Consider the following 16,379-nt stretch of genomic DNA (forward strand, 5'->3'; position numbering starts at 1 on the left):
GAGTGGACGCGTAACTGGGCGAAAGCCGGACTTCTTTGGAAGCAAGCAGTACCGATACGGGTGAGGCCAGACGCTATGCCACGGAGAAGCTTGCCATGGCTCCTGCCACTGTGGTCTGACACACAACGAACGTGACCATGAGGACAAAGGCTGAGGCAAGTTTGTTTCCTCTGTGCCCGATGCGGAAGCTTGCATAGGCCACGTACACGGCTGATATGAAAGCGAGCAAACTTGCCCCCGTCGAAACTCCAACCATGACCGGGGTGGCGACGGGTACTGGGCCAGCGGCGTAGGTCGCCATGGCCATGGCCATGAACGGAACGACGAGAATTCCGATCGCCCCAGTGATCCACACTTTTCGGATCCGGGAGACGGAAGCTTGGGTCTCCCTGCGAGGGTGATTAAGCATTGGTGAAGTTGTCATCATCGGTTCCCTGTCAAGAATCTCAATTTGTGTAGGCCTCTTCTGGAAGGCGTTGTTGCCTGATTCTTCCTCATCCCTTTTGAAACGCCTAGTTGTTAACGCTTTGGACCTCAAGAAATGATGACCCCGGGGCAGTGCTGTCCCTAATCCAAGGTCGCCTGCGCTTCACTTGCACGTTCGCAAGCAGAACCGGGCGGAACGTTTTTTTGGCTAGCGAATCAGTGTCGTCGTCCCGCAAGGGGGTTGTCCGGATAAGCGTTCAGCAGCGTTCCGCAAGGGGGTCGATGACCGGTGGCCAGATTCTGAGTGGACGGACGCATGAAATTCACCGTCTGGCCATTCCGTAAGCGGAACCTCCAACGCGACGTATGGAAGAGGGTTTTGCTCAGCGGTACAAGAGGAATCCTCAATGCGCTCACTATGGTGCCATCCAAGGGTGCAAGTGAATAGAACAATCTAGGGCAGGTCCGATCATCCCGGGCACTGAGTGCCTTCCTGCTGGACAGATAAAATTCGCTGCTAGCCTTTGAATCATGGGCACATCCATCTGGCACGTCCCCGCTCCTACGAATGGAGACAAGACCTGGACCCGGCTAGCCGAACTTGCCGCAACGAACGACATCGTGCTGCACGGTTCACGGACACCCGGCCTGTCGTGGATTGAGCCTCGTGCTCCCATCGATTTCAGCCGTGATGACTTCTCAAAACACACTGCCGTCTATGCCACCGAGGACCCCACGTGGGCCATCGCCTATGCCATCCGCTCTTCGGCATGCCGGCGTTTTTTGAACGCCTGCTTCTATCCGGGAGCAATAGCCGGGAACTGGTCTGCGCGGCGCATCTTTCTTTCATTCGCTTCTACCGAGGACGGTCAGACGCCTACCAGTGCCGGGGTGGTCTACGTTCTTTCGCGCAATGGCTTTACCAGAATGCCCAGCTACACCGACCCCGTCCTCGGGCTGATTACTGAGTGCCAGTTGGTCAGCACGGAACCGGTTCCCGTCTTGGCTGAGATACCCGTCGAACCCGAAGATTTGCCCATCACCCCACTGCTCCACAACTTCGAAGCCGTTTCCATGCGCGCCGCCAGAAATCCTGAGGGATTCCCCTGGCTCGACTGACGAATTCTCCCTGTTCTAAGATTCCGTAAGCCGAACGGCTTGCGGGACATGAAACCAAGCATTGGTGGTGCCGGGGAGTAAATGGGCTATTTCATTTCACGGCTGTGGCGTCGTTCTGACACGGGCGGATCGAAACGGGTGTCCTGCATGGTCCCTCCGTCGTCTAGCCACCCACGTTTGGTGTAGAAGTCGATGGCTCTTTTGTTGTTGGCTTCAACCCATAGAAAAGCTCTGTCGTACCCCAGGGCAACGAGCTTCTCCTCGGCGGCCGCGAACAACGCTGAACCTGCGCCCTTGTCCCACCACTGTGGATGCACATTAATTGCGTAGAGCTGCCCAAGTGCAGTATCGGAGTCTCCGGTGGCAGGCCCGAGTATGCAAAACCCAACGACCTGGCTTCCTGATTCCGCCACCAAGTGGGATGTTCCTGGTTTGGGGTTGGCTATGTTTCTAGCCCAGCCCTCTGCATAACGTTCACTGTCCATGGCGTCGAGGTACTCCTCGGTCATCACGCCCCGGTAGGCGGCTCTCCATGCCGAGATTTGGATGTCAGCCAACGTGCTCGCGTCGCCCTCAGCGGGCTGGCGGACAATGATATTTGCACTGGTCATGAGTTGAAATGTACCAACCGAATGCGAAGGAGGAAGAACAGATGACGTGCAGCGGAGAACTAACCTGCGGTCTAGATTGACCTCGAGCTACGGCTGGCTTTCCTGGCGCGCTGGTAACCGGTGATTTTTAAGGATCGGTTCGCTTGGATTTCAATTCCCCGCAAGCGGAACCTTCTACGGGACATTCGCAGAGGTTCCCTGCATTGTGACTCGAATGGATCTCTTTCATCACATGGAGGTGCGACGTCGACGAGCAGTGCGGGCTCCCATCGACTGGCCCACGTGGCCCGCCGTCTGAGGCCCTGCTAACGCAATGATCTCCACAACATTGTTCACAAGTGTCTTACATGAGGTGGACAGTCAGGACGGTTGCGTGAACTGTGCTTCGAACTCTACGCTCGGCGCGATCGGGGTGATTACATCGACTAACACCCCGTTGGGGTCTGCGGTAATGAAATGCCGCTGACCAAAGTCCTCATCGCGTAGAGGCGAAATGATCGGCAGGCCTGCGGCAACGAACTTGGCGTATGTAGCGTCGACGTCATCAACCTCAAAGTTGAGCAGTATGCCGGAAGCGGTTCCTCGGTGGGCCTCAGGCACGGTCTCGTGCTGGCCATCCAAGACGGCCAAGGCGTGTTCCTGACGCTGTAGGTGGATATACCAGTCGCTCGAAAACAGCTGTTCGAAGCCGAAATGTTGCTGGTAGAAGGCAGCGGTGGCAGCCACATTGTCGGTCATGATTACGGGATAGGAGCTCGAAATGATTTGCATGCAAGAAAACTAACATACAGACTGTATGTATGCAAAAGGTTCGAACCCAAACAAACGCCCAGCGCAGCGCCCAGACCCGACGGGCGCTGGTTGTCGCAGCAAGGTCGCTTTTCGTTGAGAAAGGGTTTGCCGCCACATCCACACCAGAGCTGGTTGAGCGTGCGGGACTGACCCGAGGCGCGCTCTATCACCACTTCAGGGATAAGAGCGAAGTCCTGCATGCAGTACTCGAGGAGGAGGCCCGCCAAGTCGCAGAGGAGATAGAGAATGCTGAGCCGGCCAACGCCAGCCCTGTCGATGCCTTACGAGTCGGTAGCGTCGCCTACCTCAATGCAATGGACGTTCCGGGGCGGACTCGCCTGCTGCTTATCGAAGGCCCTGCAGTACTCGGTACGGCCAGGATGGCCGCAATAGATGAGGGCCATGCCGCCGCATCACTACGTGAAGGGCTCGAAGGCGCAATGCCCGGACGCGATGTCGCTGCGCTAACGAACTTGTTGTCGGCATCATTTGATCGGGCAGCGCTGGATATTGATGGTGGAGGCGACAAAGGTGAGGTCCAGGCTGCGATGCTTTTCCTCATTGACCGGGTCGTGACTCCCGCCCCATGACGGGCCTCGGCACGATGGGTCTGGCGGTGAACAGACATCCTGAGAAGCCCTCCTAAAGGCTGTGTGCCAATTTTCGAAGGCGAATTCACCGTCCGAAGTCCTCTGCACAGGGCTAGGAAGCCCGCAAAAGGAACCACCAAGAGCACCTCGTGACCATCTGAACAGTCGCATCGTCCCGATAGGGGTTTGTCCGGATTGGCATTTCGGACCGTACCGTAAGAGGGTCCTCAAACGGGCAAATCATTTGATGACTAGTATCTTTGGAATCATCGAATTTTGAGCGTTCCGTATACCCTGCCCGCAATAATGCCCGGTCAACGGGCCTTATACGGGACACCCTTACTTGGTGTCGAACGGCTTTGGTCGCGGGAACTCAACACATGGATTTGATAGAAATAGTCGTGCCGGATTCAAGGGTGACATCGCGGGTCGAGTTTGCTTCCTCAGCAAGAAACGCGATCCACAAGTTCGACTACCTGCAGCCTTTCCGCCAGCAGATCGGTGGCAGGCGGCCCTTGAGCCGGGCAAGCCACGCGGATGCCGGGGGCGCAACGCCAGCAGGTGATGCATGTGGGAGTGGGGGAGGCGGTGAGAAGCGGCGAGCCTCCCTCTGAATCACGGTTGATCCATGCGAGTCCGAACCGGTTTCCTGAATTATCCTAAGTCGCGACTCTTGCGGCATTGCCAGTCACCGCTAAGAAGGCGAGCGTGCACTCGATGACGCGATGTTTATTTCAGTGCAGCAGGCAGGACCCGAGCAGTATGGATCCGCGTCGGTGTACCGGACCGGTGCGCGGACGCGTTGCCTATTTCTCCCGCTGAGCCTTGGCCTGCTCGGCGATGACGTTCTCTGCAATGGCCTTCGATTCCGGGACGAATGCCGACAGGGCGACACCATCCAGGGAAACCCACCGTTTTCCGCATAGATGCGTAGTCTGCTTTTCTTGGCTGGTTGGCCACCACTGGGCACTCAACAACGGCGTTTGGTATTGGGAGTCCAGTTGCTCCTTGATCTCCTGGGCGGTGGAACTCTCCTGCTGCCGTTCCGGACCGGCGGAGAGCTCTGCAGGGGAGGGCTTGCCAGTCATCGCCGCACAGCTCGGGGCAGCGCTCCTGCAAGGTCTGCGCGCAGTATCCGTTCGTTGCCGGTGCTACGCACGATTTCCTTGACGTTGACCGCTTCGTTGGGAAGCGATTCGGGCAGTACCATCTGGTCCTTTCCCTCGAACCTTGAATCAAATTCGTAGCTGACTTGCTTGTCGTAATTCGATTCGAATCCCAACGCGCTGCATCCTGTCATGGCCAGCCAGGAGAACGCCGCCAGCGAGAGCAGAAATACGGTTTTGGTGCCGGGGACGGAAGCGCGGCGGGGTCGTTGTGAGTGTGTCATACCCTGAGCTTATGAATCCGGAGGCACGCAACGCATCGGAGGACGGGCTCATCTTGCGCGGACGGGACTAGGCCTGCGGGCGGAGAGGAGAGCGCGAGAAAGCAGCCGAAGGTACCGGTGTTGCGGGTTGTTGACGTAATTCCAGTGAGTGTTCCACGGCGTGCTTGGGATCCAGCTCAAATGCGACATCACGCAGAACCGGCGCCCCCACGGCGTCGAAGGAAACCTCGATTCCGGGGGCTACGACCCCGTTGCCGTCGAGTAGCTCGACGGTGGCCCACGAGCCGTTCCAGGAAGCCAGCCGGACGTCGCTCACCTCGTAGCGGGATTCGATGTTGGCCACGAGGTTCTTCTCGGACTGGTTCCAGCCCACGGCACAGACGGCGACGAATGCCAAAGCCACGATGATGCCTGCCCCCGAGACGCCCGTCTCGATGCCGATATCCCTGCGCCGCGCATAGGTTCTCCGTGTTTCCGAATCCTTGCGATAGCCGCGCCAGCGCAGCAGAGCGTGGATCCCGAGGGGGATGGCGAACACGACGATGACTCCGGCCACGGCAAGGTAAAGCAGCGGCGTTCCGAAATCTACGGACTGATACATGTGACCATGCTAACAATGCAATTGTTCAGCTACATCGTCCTTGAGGCGTATCTGGTGTGGTCATCAGCGGATATTTTCGCCTACGCCCTCAGCGCGAGCCGAAAGGGTGCGGCCGTGTGGATGAATCCCATGGCCGACGAAAAGCCCCAAACCGCACGGAGTTACAGGGGAGCGTTGGGCTTCAAGCCCGAATGGCCACGAGGCTGAGCTATGAGAGCGCGTCATACCAACGAAGGGATGACGATGTTGACGCGGGGGCCGAGCCCGGTGGAAAACCGGTACCCCGCCCCCGCGATCATGGACTCGACGAAGACTCTCAGTCGGTGACGAAACCGTCGGCGACGCTTAACGCCTCGTCGAGCATGGCCAAGCCTGTCCGCAGATCAGCGTCGCTGATGTTCAGCGGCGGCACCACATGGATCCGGTTGAAGTTCACAAAGGGCAGCATGCCAGCCTTTTTCAAGGCACCCGTCACGGCCGCCATCGCCGGGGAAGACCCTCCGTAGGGTGCCATGGGTTCGCGGGTCTCCTGGTTGGTGACCAGTTCCACGGCCCAGAAGCAGCCGGTGCCACGCACATCCCCGACCGAGGGGTGCTTGGCCTTCAGCTCGGTGAGCGCCGGGCCGATGATCTCCGCGCCCAGGCGTGCCGAGTTCTCTACCATCCGCTCTTCCTGCATGGCCTTGATGGTGGCAACGGCCGCGGCGCAGGCCAGCGGGTGACCCGAGTAGGTCAGCCCGCCCGGATAGGGGCGCTGGAGGAAGGTTTCGAAAATTTCCTCGGAAATGGCCACCCCGCCGAGAGGGACATAGCCGGAATTCACACCCTTGGCGAAGGTGAGCAGATCCGGGGTGATATTCCAGTGATTGACCGCGAACCACTGCCCGGCGCGACCGAATCCGGCCATGACCTCGTCGGCAATCAGGATGATGCCGTACTTGCTGGTCAGTTCGCGCACCCCTTCCATATACCCTGTCGGGGGCACATAGATCCCTGCGCTGCCCGGGATCGACTCCAGGACCAGGGCGCCGATGGAGCTGGGGCCCTCCAGGATGATGGTGTCCTCGAGGTGGCGCAGAGCGCGCTGGGTTTCTTCGGCCTCGGTGGTGGAATTGAAATAGGAGCGGTATAAGTAGGCGGGGAAGAAGTGCACGACCCCGTCGGTGGCGTTATCGGAGGCGACGCGGCGCGGATCCCCGGTGACGTTTACTGCCAGGTGCGTGCCGCCGTGGTAGCTGCGGTAGGCGGCAAGGACCTTGTGCTTGCCGGTGTGGACGCGGGCCATGCGGATGGCGTGTTCGTTGGCGTCGGCCCCGCCGTTGGTGAAAAAGATCTTGTTCAGGTTCCCAGGGGTCAGCTCCGCGATCAGCTTCGCGGCCTCGGAGCGGGCATCATTGACGTGTTGCGGGGCAATGGTGCAGATAGTTGCCGCCTGCGCCTGGATGGCCGCAACAACCTTGGGGTGCTGGTGGCCGATATTGGTGTTGACAAGTTGTGAGGAGAGATCCAGTAGCTTGTTCCCCTCCCCATCCCAGACCCAAGAACCCTCGGTCTTGATGATGGTCATCGGGTCGAACGGTCCCTGGGCCTGCCAGGAGTGGAAGACATGCTCGCGGTCCAACTCGTGGGCCACCTTGCCGGCGGCAATCAGCTCGGCGGTGATCTCCGTGTTCACGGAAGTGCTCATGAGAGTAATCCCTTTCTGAATTCTGTGCTTGAAGCTTAGGCGTTCTGCGGGAAGCCGAGGTTCAGGCCGCCGTGGCTGGGGTCCAGCCAGCGGGAGGTGACGACCTTGCCGCGGGTGAAGAAGTTGATGCCCTCGGAGCCGTAGGCGTGGGTGTCGCCGAAGAGCGAGTTCTTCCAGCCACCGAAGGAGTAGTAGGCCATGGGCACCGGGATCGGCACGTTGATGCCGACCATGCCGACCTGGATCTCGTTCTCGAAGCGGCGTGCAGCCCCACCGTCGTTGGTGAAGATTGCGGTGCCGTTGCCATAGGGGTTGGCGTTGATGGTGTCGATGCCCTCGTCGAAGGACTCGACACGCACCACCGCGAGGACCGGGCCGAAGATCTCATCGGTGTAGATCGACATGTCTGTGGTGACGTCGTCAAAAAGCGTTGGGTTCAAGAAGAAGCCTTCGCCCTCGGCATCGGGGGTGACCGTGCGGCCATCCAGGACCATGGTGGCTCCCGCTGCCTCGCCGGCATCGATGTACCCGGCGACCTTGTCGCGGTGCGCGGCGGTGACCAGCGGGCCCATGTCACAGCCGCGGGTTCCGTCGCCCACGCGCAGCGTCTGGGTGCGTTCGGCGATCTTGGCGACCAACTCATCGGCGATCGATTCGATGGCCACGATCGCGGAGATCGCCATGCAGCGCTCGCCGGCTGCGCCGAAGCCGGCGTTGACCGCGGCGTCGGCGGCCAAGTCGAGGTCTGCATCGGGCAAGACCAGCATGTGGTTCTTGGCCCCGCCCAGGGCCTGGACGCGCTTTCCGTTGGCGGTGCCGGTGGCGTAGACGTACTGGGCGATCGGGGTGGAACCGACGAAGGATACCGAGGAGACGCGCGGGTCGCTCAGCAGGGTGTCGACCGATTCCTTGTCACCGTTGACCACGTTGAAGACTCCGTCCGGGAGTCCTGCTTCCTTCCACAGCTCGGCCATCCAGATCGCCGCGGTGGGGTCCTTCTCACTGGGCTTGAGCACCACGGTGTTGCCGGCGGCGATGGCGATGGGGAAGAACCACATCGGGACCATGGCCGGGAAATTGAAGGGGGAGATGATGGCCGAGACGCCCAGCGGCTGACGAATCGAGTGCACGTCGATCTTGGTGGAGGCGTTCTCCGTGTAGCCGCCCTTGACCAGGTGCGGGATGCCGCAGGCATATTCGACGACCTCCTGGCCACGGGAGATTTCGCCCATGGCATCGTCAAGGACCTTGCCGTGCTCGGCGGTGATGATTGCGGCCAGTTCGCCCTTGCGCTTGTTCAGCAGCTCGCGGTAGTTGAACAGGATGTTTGCCCTGCGGGTCAGCGAGGTGTCGCGCCAGGCCGGGAATGCGGCGTGGGCCGCGGCAATGACCTCGGCGGTGGTCTCGGCGCTGGCTAGTGCCACCTTGGAGGAGACTTCGCCGGTGGCCGGGTTCATGACCTCGGCGTGACGGGAGTCGGCGGGGGCTTCGAGGGTGGCGCCATTGGACCAGTGGGCGAGGGTTTCCATGTGGTGTTTCCTAACAATTCGGGGCTGTCGTGGTTTCATTGTGTCGTGCGGACCACACACACGGCATTAGCAGAGTGTAAGGGCTTTGGCGCAAAGCAATACACTGTGTGTTGTGAGCCTTTCTTCTAACGTTGCTGCCCCTGCCGTTCCTGCCGTCTTGAGCATCGCTCGGATCCTTGAACTCGATGTCGTGCGCGATGGGGACCCGGAGGTGCTCGGCGGGGCCGAAGCACTGATGACCCCGGTGAGATGGGTCCACGTCAGCGAGACCTCCGAGATGTCGGAACTGCTGGCCGGTGGTGAACTGGTGCTCACCACCGGGATGGCCTTTGGTGATGGCGGGGAAGATGCCGCACGGTTTCTGGCCGAGGTTCGGGACGCTGGTGCGGCAGGCCTGGTGGTGGAGCTGGTGCAGGGGGCCAGCCCGCATGCCGACGCGGCAATCACGGCGCTGCGCCGGGCCGCGGCCGGCAGTCAGTTTCCGGTGGTGTTGCTGCGCCGCAGGGTGAAGTTCGTGGCCATCACCGAGGTCGTCCACCGCATGCTGGTTTCCGACCAACTGTCCGCACTGGAACGCTCACGCACCATCCACGAGGTGTTCACCGCCCTGAGCCTGGAAGATGCGGGGGAGAAGGACATCGTCGCCCGTGCCGCGAAGCTGATCGGGGCGCCGGTGGTGCTCGAGGACGTGGCACACCTGGTGCTCGCCTTCGAAGACACCGGGGAAAACCAGGCGGAACTACTCACGCGCTGGACCGAACGCTCCCGCCGAGTTGGCTACCTGGAATCCACGGGCCGTGGGGTGGGGGAGGAAAACTGGTTGCAGACTCCCGTGGGGGTCCGCGGCCAGCGCTGGGGCAGGTTGCTGGTGCCAGGCGCCTTGGTCGATGACGATGACGCCTCGATGGTGCTAGAACGTGCCGGCCAGACCCTGACGATTGCCCGCTTGGCCGGGCGGGACCAGCTGGAATTACTGCACCAGGCGCGTGCGGGCCTGCTGCACGAATTGCGCCAGGCCCATTCCCTCGGCGTTGAAGAAGTGCTGGTGCGTGCCATGGCGCTGGGCCTGGACGAAGCAGCACACTATGTACCGGTGGTCCTACGCGTGGATCACCGGAGCGGGCAAGGCCCCACGGGCATGCAGCTGCGCGAACGCGAGCTGCTCGACGTGCTGCTGCGAGTACTGGACTCCGCGCGGGCCACAGGGTTGGCAGCAAGCCTGCAATCCGGACAGGTCGGTCTGGTGCTGGGCGTGGGGGCCAAGCAACTCGAAGAACCCCTGCTGGAGCGCATCTTCCGGCAGCTGGCCAGTGAACAGGCCGGCGTTGATTGGTCGGTGGGTGTGGGGCATGGCAAGAGCACCGTCAAGGACGCGGCGCATGGGCTGGACGAGGCGGCGCAGGTCGCCGAAATCGTGGCCACCTTCGAGAGCAGATCCCGGCCCTTCTACCGCTTCACCGACGTGCGCCTGAACGGACTGCTGGCGCTGCTGCAGCACGACGCCCGCGTCAAATCCTTTGCCGAGGCGGAACTGGCCGGAATCCTTGATCCCCCGGATACCGCGGCACTGGAACTCCTAGAGCTCTACCTCAAACACGGAGGAAACAAATCGGCTCTGGCCCGGACCGGTTACCTGAGCCGCCCGGCGCTTTACGCAAGGCTGGAAAAGCTGGAGGAAAAACTCGGGGTCAGCTTGGATGACGCCGAATCCCGGACCTCATTGCACGTGGCGGTGCAGTGGTATCGGCTGGGCAAAACCCGGTAGCAGCCGATTTCACGAACTGTCAAAGCCTAGTTTCCGTACGGGCGGCGCCGATCACGCGTGGTCTCGGTGGACCAGGGGGCAATCCACTCGCCCGTCCCCTCGGAGGCATCCACGATCCCGGACTCGAGCCAGGCGAACTCCCCGGCGAGCACCTTCGTCGAGAGTTTTCGATCGGTTTTATCGCTATTGGCCCACAACTCCCTGAACAGGGTCTCGCACCGGTGCTCGGATTGTTCGCAGAAGGCCAACGCCAGCAACTCGGCCGAGTCGGCATTCAGCGGATCTTGGGTGCGCATCAGCTCCACCCGGGAGATGCACGCTGCCATGGCAAAGAGCTCGGCGCCCACATCCACCACGCGACCCAGGAACACCTGGTGGCTTTCCATGCCCGCCTGCCAGGTGGCCATGCCCGCGAAGGTGTGCCGGGCCAGACGGCGCGAGGCCCGCTCGATGAAGCGCAGGTACTTGGCCAGCCTGCCGATCTGAGCATAGGAATTGGGCAGCAGGCCCGAACCCACCGCCAAGGTCGGCAACCATTTGGCGTAAAAGCCCGAGGCCACCATGGCTGCCTTCGCCTTGGCCTGCAGGTCCGCGTCCTTGTTGGCTAGGTCCCCGGCGGCCTTCAAGTGGGCGTCTACCGCTTCGCGGGCAATGAGCAGGTGCATGATTTCGGTGGATCCCTCGAAGATGCGGTTGATGCGCAAGTCCCGCAGCAGCTGCTCGACGGGGACCGAGCGTTCCCCGCGGGCGCGCTGAGATTCCGCGGTCTCGTACCCGCGACCACCACGGATCTGGAGCAGCTCGTCGGCGATTGTGCAGGAAACCTCGGAGGAGAAGAGCTTGGCCAAGGCCGCCTCGATGCGGACATCTTTCATCCCCGCGTCGGCCAACGCGGCGGAGAGCTCGAAGACCGCTTCGAGGGCGAAGGTGCTGGCGGCGATGTAGGCGATCTTTTTGCCGACAGCTTCGTGTTCCCCCACCGGCTTGCCCCATTGGATGCGGGCGTTGGACCATTCCCTAGCGATCTTCAGCGACCATTTGCCGGCACCTGCGCACATGGCCGGGATGGAGAGCCTGCCGGTGTTCAGCGTGCTCAGGGCGATTTTGAGTCCGGCGCCTTCCTTGCCGAGGCGGTTCTCCACTGGAACCTGTACCTCGCGGAAACGAGTGACACCATTTTCGATGCCGCGCAGGCCCATGAAGGCGTTGCGGTTCTCCACCACGATGCCCGGCGCATCGGCTTCCACGACGAAGGCGCTGATGCCGCCGCGGGACTTGGTCCCGTCAGGCAGCTCGTGGGCTGGCACCGCGGCCATGACCACCAGCAGCTCGGCGACCACCCCGTTGGTGGTCCAAAGTTTTGCGCCGTTGATGCTGTAGCTCGTGCCGTCTGCCGAGAGCGTGGCGGTGGTGCCCAGCCGTGCGGGGTCGGATCCCACATCATTCTCGGTCAGCAGAAAGGCCGAGATGGCCCCGGCAGCACAGCGCGGCAGAAAGGCACGTTTTTGTTCCTCGGTGCCAAACATCTTCACGGGTTCCGGAACCCCGATGGATTGGTGGGCCGAGAGCAATGCTCCGAGACTGGGGTTCAGGGTACCCACCAGCATCAAGGCCCTGCCGTAGTCCGCGAGGTTCAGGCCCAGCCCCCCATATTCGACGGGAATCTTCATGCCGAAGGCGCCAACCTCACGCAGCGCCCTGATTGCCTCATCGGGGATCCGTGCCTCGCGTTCGATGGCCGCGGGGTCGATGTGCGTGATGGCTTCACGCAGCTTGGCCATGAAAGCGACACCTCGTGCTTCGGCTTCGGGCTCCGGTTGCGGGTGCGGGTGGATCAGGTCCCAGTCGAAGCTGCCCATATACAGGCCCTTGGCAAAGCTGGGCCGCTCCCACGATTGCTCGCGTGCGGCCTCGGCTACCTGGCGCGCAACCTTTTCGTCGACGCGTTGATCTGTTTGCTGTTCATCAATGCTCATGGCAATTCCCCTGTCGAAAGCCAAGGACCTGCCCTGCGGACGCGCGGGCCCTGATCTGTTCAGGCCAGCCTAGCTGCGGGGCGTAGTTGTCGATAGGGGGTGTGGTGTCCGTTAACGCTCCCGAAGGAGCCACCGAGCAGGAACCCTCAGGTGTTAATCGCGCTCCGGATCCAGGCGTACGCAGCAGTGGTGTTCGTTGGTGGGTGGATCAAAGCACGCACGGTATGGCGCCTCGGACCCCTCGACCACGGCGGTGAGCAACTCGAGGTTCATGGTGCAAACGGTATTTCGGTGGCTGGCGGAGAGCTGGTGGAACGGGCAGTCGAGAAGTCCGACCGAGCCGTCCTCGCGGAATTCCGGCCGATAACCATGTTCGGTCAAGATCTGGGGCAAGGAACCGGCCAGGGCACCGATTGTTTGTCCGGTTTCACGGGCAACTTCCGCCAGAACCTCCGTGATGGGTCGGTTCTCGGCGCCGGAGCGCTCGATGGCCTGTGCCATCAGGTGCGCGGCCAGCGCGTATTCGCGGTGGGGAATGCTGGCCGCCACCTCAAGATGCGTGGCGGTGTACAGCTTCGCCGGTCTGCCCGATCCCGGTCCGCCCCTACCGTTGAGCCGCCGGAACTCCACCGAGAGGAGACCTTGGTCCGCCAGCTTATCCAGCTGGAACGCGACGGTATTGCGGGGCAGCGAGAGTGCCGAGGCGCATTCGTCCCGCCCCACGGCCGCGCCGCTGGTACGCACGAATTCGTACACGGCCTTGCGTACCGGATCCGCCAGAGCGGCCAGGGCGTTGAGTTTTTCATCCTGCGCAACACTCTTCATGGCTCCAGTCTAAATCTAAAGGTAGTAACTGTTGACTTAGAGTTCGTCACGTTTCTAAAATAAGTTATCATCACTTTAGAAAGAGGGGTTAGCGTCATGGCCACCCACACGGTAAGCACCTCGGCGGAGCGAAGCAGCCGGCTTCACCACCAGGCGTTCTTTGTATTGCGCACCATCTTCACTGTCGCGCCCATTGTCTTTGGGCTCGACAAGTTCACCAATCTGCTCACCGATTGGACCCAGTACCTGGCGCCGTTGGCCACAGATATCATCCCGGTCACTCCGCAGGCGTTTATGTATGCCGTCGGTGTCGTAGAAATCATCGCCGGCATCCTTGTGGCGCTTCGCCCGAAGATCGGTTCTCTGGTGGTTTGCCTCTGGTTGCTGGGAATCATAGTTAACCTGATCCTGCTCCCGGGCTATTTCGACGTCGCCCTTCGTGACTTTGGGCTACTGGTCGCGGCGTTCGCCTTGAACCGTTTGGCGTTGGCGAGAGAAAGATAAGTACTTTTCCCGCTGCAGTGATGGAGGCGAGATGGTGGCTGGCCCAGGGGATGGAAGAGATCTTGTTTCCCTCGGCCGGCCACTTTTTTGCGTCTGGCATGGGTTTTTCCTTGGCGCAGTCAATGAACGGTCATTGTTCGAACGATCCATTGCCAGCGGCACCGGTGGATGAAACGATGGGTCGGGGTTCGGTGATTCCTGATCCCGTACGACACGACCCTCCGCGGACAAGGAAGCACACACCATGATCCGACGCACTGCCATAGCTACCGTTCAAATCGAGAATGAACGCGTCCGGGTGACTGAGTGGCGCTTCGCTCCGGGATCTCAGACCGGATGGCACGTTCACCCCACCGACTACGTCGTGGTGCCCATGTCCACGGGGGAGCTGCTCCTTGAATCAGCCGACGGGACGAGCCGGAACCAGCTTGTTGCAGGGGTTTCATATACCCGTGTGGCCGGCAGCGAGCACAATGTCATCAATGATGCGGAGACCGAATTCGTATTTGTGGAAATCGAACTCAAATAACGGCGAGCTGCAGGCATGTTGTGTAGCGGCCGAAAGACATTGTTTCCCCGTCGCTCTGATGCCAACATGGGAGCATGCTGCACAACACCCACGGATGCACCAACGGCGCTCGAAAGGCGAGGACACGGGCACCCCAGCACGATCCGTAGTCCTCTGCCGGAGATCTGAGTGATCAAATCTTCCCGGAGTGCAGCGAGTCCCTGTGACGCGGAACCCGACGGCACACGGTCCTTGCTATGAGCGGGATGCTTTCACATGACAATGCCAATGGCGCACACGCAACGTACCGACGAACAAAAGCAACGCCGCAACATCCTCTTGGTTTTCGCCGGACTGGTCATGACCATGCTGTTGGCCTCGTTGGACCAGACCATCTTTTCCACCGCGTTGCCCACCATCGTCGGTGAACTCAATGGCGTCGACGCCATGCTGTGGGTCATCACCATATATATTCTTGCCTCCACGATCACCCTGCCGATCTACGGCAAGATGGGCGACCTGGTTGGTCGCAAGGGGATCTTCATGGGTGCCATCAGCCTGTTTATCATCGGATCCGTCGTGGGCGGCTTTGCCCAGGACATGACGTGGCTGATCGCCGGGCGAGGCATCCAAGGTCTGGGTGGCGGTGGGCTGATGGTGCTTTCGCAGGCCATCATCGCCGATGTGGTCCCCGCCCGCGAACGTGGAAAATACATGGGCATCATGGGCGGGGTCTTTGCCCTCTCGTCGGTCGCCGGTCCGCTGCTGGGCGGATGGTTCACCGAGGAAGTGACGTGGCGGTGGTGCCTGTGGATGAATATCCCGCTGGGTATCGCGGCCCTCGCTGCGGCGTTTTTCTTCTTACACCTTCCCGAGAAGGCGAAGGGGGAGCGGGGCCGCGTGGACGTGGCGGGCATGCTGTTGCTGGCCGTTGCCTCCACGGCGCTGGTGCTCACCACCACCTGGGGAGGGACCACCTATGCGTGGGGATCCGGGATCATCATGTTGTTGATTTGCCTGACGGTGACCGCGGGAGCCTTGTTCGTCTGGGTGGAATCGCGCGCCGAGGCACCCATCATGTCCATGAAACTTTTCAAGGAACCGAACTTCATCAAGACCACCGTGGCTGGCCTGGTGATCGGTGTGGCCATGTTCGGGACGCTGGCCTACCTTCCGACGTTCCTGCAAATGGTCACCGGCGCCAACGCGACCCAGGCCGGTTTGCTGATGATCCCCATGATGGGCGGGCTGCTCCTGACGTCCATCGGTTCGGGGGCCTTCGTCAGCAAGACCGGTCGCTACAAGTGGTTCCCGGTGGTTGGGACGCTCATCGTGTCAGGGGCACTGGCCTTGCTTTCCACCATGAACGCGGAGCTGCAAGTGTGGATCATCTGCTCGTATCTGGCGTTGATGGGCATCGGGCTCGGGCTGGGCATGCAGATCCTAGTGCTGATCGTGCAGAACACCTTCCCCAATTCCCAAGTGGGCATGGCAACAGCTGCCAACAACTACTTCCGCCAGATCGGCGCCTCCATCGGCACGGCCGTGGTCGGCAGCCTCTTTGTCACGAACCTGGGCAACCTGCTGTCCGAACGGATGTCGGCCGCCGGTGCGGCGCAGGGCGGGGACGCAAATTCCTTCACCCCGGATCTGGTCCGTGCCTTGCCCGATGATGTGCGGAGCATCATTGTTGGGGCGTACAGCGATGCCCTCACCCCGGTGTTCCTCTACATGGTGCCTCTGGTCTTTGCTGCCGCAATCGTGCTGGTCTTCCTGCGCGAAAAGCCCCTTGCCACCACCATTGAACGCGATGGTGGGGCGATCAAAGAGCCAGAACCGGAGGACCTGGACACCGACCCGGACACCCCAGCCTTTAGCGGTTCGGACCTGCCGGGCGATCGCGGCGAACAATCGATGGGGGAGTCGGCCAGCTCCGGCGCGAAAGCAACTAGCAACGGGCCCCGGCACCGGGCAGACCTACCGCCCCTGTGAGTTTGTTTCCCGGATGCAGACACTGAGCCCCGCCACAAGCAGAGGGTGTGTCCGTCCGGGAGCC

15 protein-coding genes are annotated in these 16,379 nt (G+C 61.2%); 6 read left to right on the top strand and 9 right to left on the bottom strand.

The window, feature by feature from the left end; genetic code table 11:
* Window positions 1–957: 957 nt before the first annotated feature.
* Window positions 958–1,545, top strand: coding sequence for a hypothetical protein (locus ADIAG_RS20065; RefSeq protein ID WP_007270711.1), 588 nt, complete (start codon window positions 958–960; stop codon window positions 1,543–1,545).
* Window positions 1,546–1,631: 86 nt separating this feature from the next.
* On the opposite strand, the gene ADIAG_RS07365 is transcribed toward ADIAG_RS20065, so the two are convergent.
* Both ADIAG_RS07365 and ADIAG_RS07370 read right to left on the bottom strand, forming a co-directional pair.
* Window positions 1,632–2,156 (bottom strand): GNAT family N-acetyltransferase, encoded by a 525-nt coding sequence (locus ADIAG_RS07365; protein WP_007270712.1) that lies wholly within the window; start codon window positions 2,154–2,156, stop codon window positions 1,632–1,634.
* Between the two features lie 360 nt (window positions 2,157–2,516).
* A complete protein-coding gene (locus ADIAG_RS07370; protein ID WP_007270713.1) occupies window positions 2,517–2,927 on the bottom strand; it encodes a VOC family protein in 411 nt (136 codons plus the stop codon).
* A 29-nt stretch (window positions 2,928–2,956) separates the two neighbouring features.
* Between ADIAG_RS07370 and ADIAG_RS07375 the strand changes: the two genes are divergently transcribed.
* Window positions 2,957–3,538, top strand: coding sequence for a TetR/AcrR family transcriptional regulator (locus ADIAG_RS07375; RefSeq protein ID WP_007270714.1), 582 nt, complete (start codon window positions 2,957–2,959; stop codon window positions 3,536–3,538).
* Between the two features lie 806 nt (window positions 3,539–4,344).
* On the opposite strand, the gene ADIAG_RS07380 is transcribed toward ADIAG_RS07375, so the two are convergent.
* The 5 genes from ADIAG_RS07380 to ADIAG_RS07405 form a co-directional block, all read right to left on the bottom strand.
* Complete coding sequence (locus ADIAG_RS07380) at window positions 4,345–4,626, bottom strand: hypothetical protein (RefSeq protein ID WP_007270715.1); 282 nt, start codon at window positions 4,624–4,626, stop codon at window positions 4,345–4,347.
* Complete coding sequence (locus ADIAG_RS07385; RefSeq protein ID WP_007270716.1) at window positions 4,623–4,928, bottom strand: hypothetical protein; 306 nt, start codon at window positions 4,926–4,928, stop codon at window positions 4,623–4,625. The genes ADIAG_RS07380 and ADIAG_RS07385 overlap by 4 nt, the downstream gene beginning before the upstream one ends.
* Window positions 4,929–4,995: 67 nt before the next feature.
* Window positions 4,996–5,529: a hypothetical protein gene (locus ADIAG_RS07390; protein WP_007270717.1), complete on the bottom strand. Its 534-nt coding sequence runs from the start codon at window positions 5,527–5,529 to the stop codon at window positions 4,996–4,998.
* 316 nt (window positions 5,530–5,845) lie between these two features.
* On the bottom strand, window positions 5,846–7,216 hold the full coding sequence (locus tag ADIAG_RS07400; protein ID WP_007270718.1) for an aspartate aminotransferase family protein: 1,371 nt from the start codon (window positions 7,214–7,216) through the stop codon (window positions 5,846–5,848).
* A 35-nt stretch (window positions 7,217–7,251) separates the two neighbouring features.
* On the bottom strand, window positions 7,252–8,745 hold the full coding sequence (locus ADIAG_RS07405; protein WP_007270719.1) for a CoA-acylating methylmalonate-semialdehyde dehydrogenase: 1,494 nt from the start codon (window positions 8,743–8,745) through the stop codon (window positions 7,252–7,254).
* A 112-nt stretch (window positions 8,746–8,857) separates the two neighbouring features.
* Between ADIAG_RS07405 and ADIAG_RS07410 the strand changes: the two genes are divergently transcribed.
* Window positions 8,858–10,510 (top strand): PucR family transcriptional regulator, encoded by a 1,653-nt coding sequence (locus ADIAG_RS07410; protein WP_007270720.1) that lies wholly within the window; start codon window positions 8,858–8,860, stop codon window positions 10,508–10,510.
* A 26-nt stretch (window positions 10,511–10,536) separates the two neighbouring features.
* Here ADIAG_RS07410 and ADIAG_RS07415 read toward each other — a convergent pair whose 3' ends face one another.
* Together ADIAG_RS07415 and ADIAG_RS07420 are read right to left on the bottom strand one after the other, a co-directional pair.
* A complete protein-coding gene (locus ADIAG_RS07415) occupies window positions 10,537–12,486 on the bottom strand; it encodes an acyl-CoA dehydrogenase family protein (RefSeq protein WP_007270721.1) in 1,950 nt (649 codons plus the stop codon).
* 153 nt (window positions 12,487–12,639) lie between these two features.
* Entirely contained in the window at window positions 12,640–13,311 is a 672-nt protein-coding gene (locus tag ADIAG_RS07420; protein WP_007270722.1) for a helix-turn-helix transcriptional regulator, read from the bottom strand.
* A 96-nt stretch (window positions 13,312–13,407) separates the two neighbouring features.
* Between ADIAG_RS07420 and ADIAG_RS07425 the strand changes: the two genes are divergently transcribed.
* From ADIAG_RS07425 to ADIAG_RS07435, 3 genes are all read left to right on the top strand, one after another.
* A complete protein-coding gene (locus ADIAG_RS07425) occupies window positions 13,408–13,815 on the top strand; it encodes a DoxX family membrane protein (protein ID WP_007270723.1) in 408 nt (135 codons plus the stop codon).
* A gap of 244 nt (window positions 13,816–14,059) precedes the next feature.
* Window positions 14,060–14,344 (top strand): cupin domain-containing protein, encoded by a 285-nt coding sequence (locus ADIAG_RS07430; RefSeq protein ID WP_007270724.1) that lies wholly within the window; start codon window positions 14,060–14,062, stop codon window positions 14,342–14,344.
* 255 nt (window positions 14,345–14,599) lie between these two features.
* Window positions 14,600–16,315, top strand: coding sequence for an MDR family MFS transporter (locus tag ADIAG_RS07435; RefSeq protein WP_007270725.1), 1,716 nt, complete (start codon window positions 14,600–14,602; stop codon window positions 16,313–16,315).
* Window positions 16,316–16,379 lie beyond the last annotated feature (64 nt).

Source organism: Paeniglutamicibacter gangotriensis Lz1y (assembly GCF_000348945.1).
Taxonomy (GTDB): Bacteria; Actinomycetota; Actinomycetes; order Actinomycetales; family Micrococcaceae; genus Paeniglutamicibacter; species Paeniglutamicibacter gangotriensis.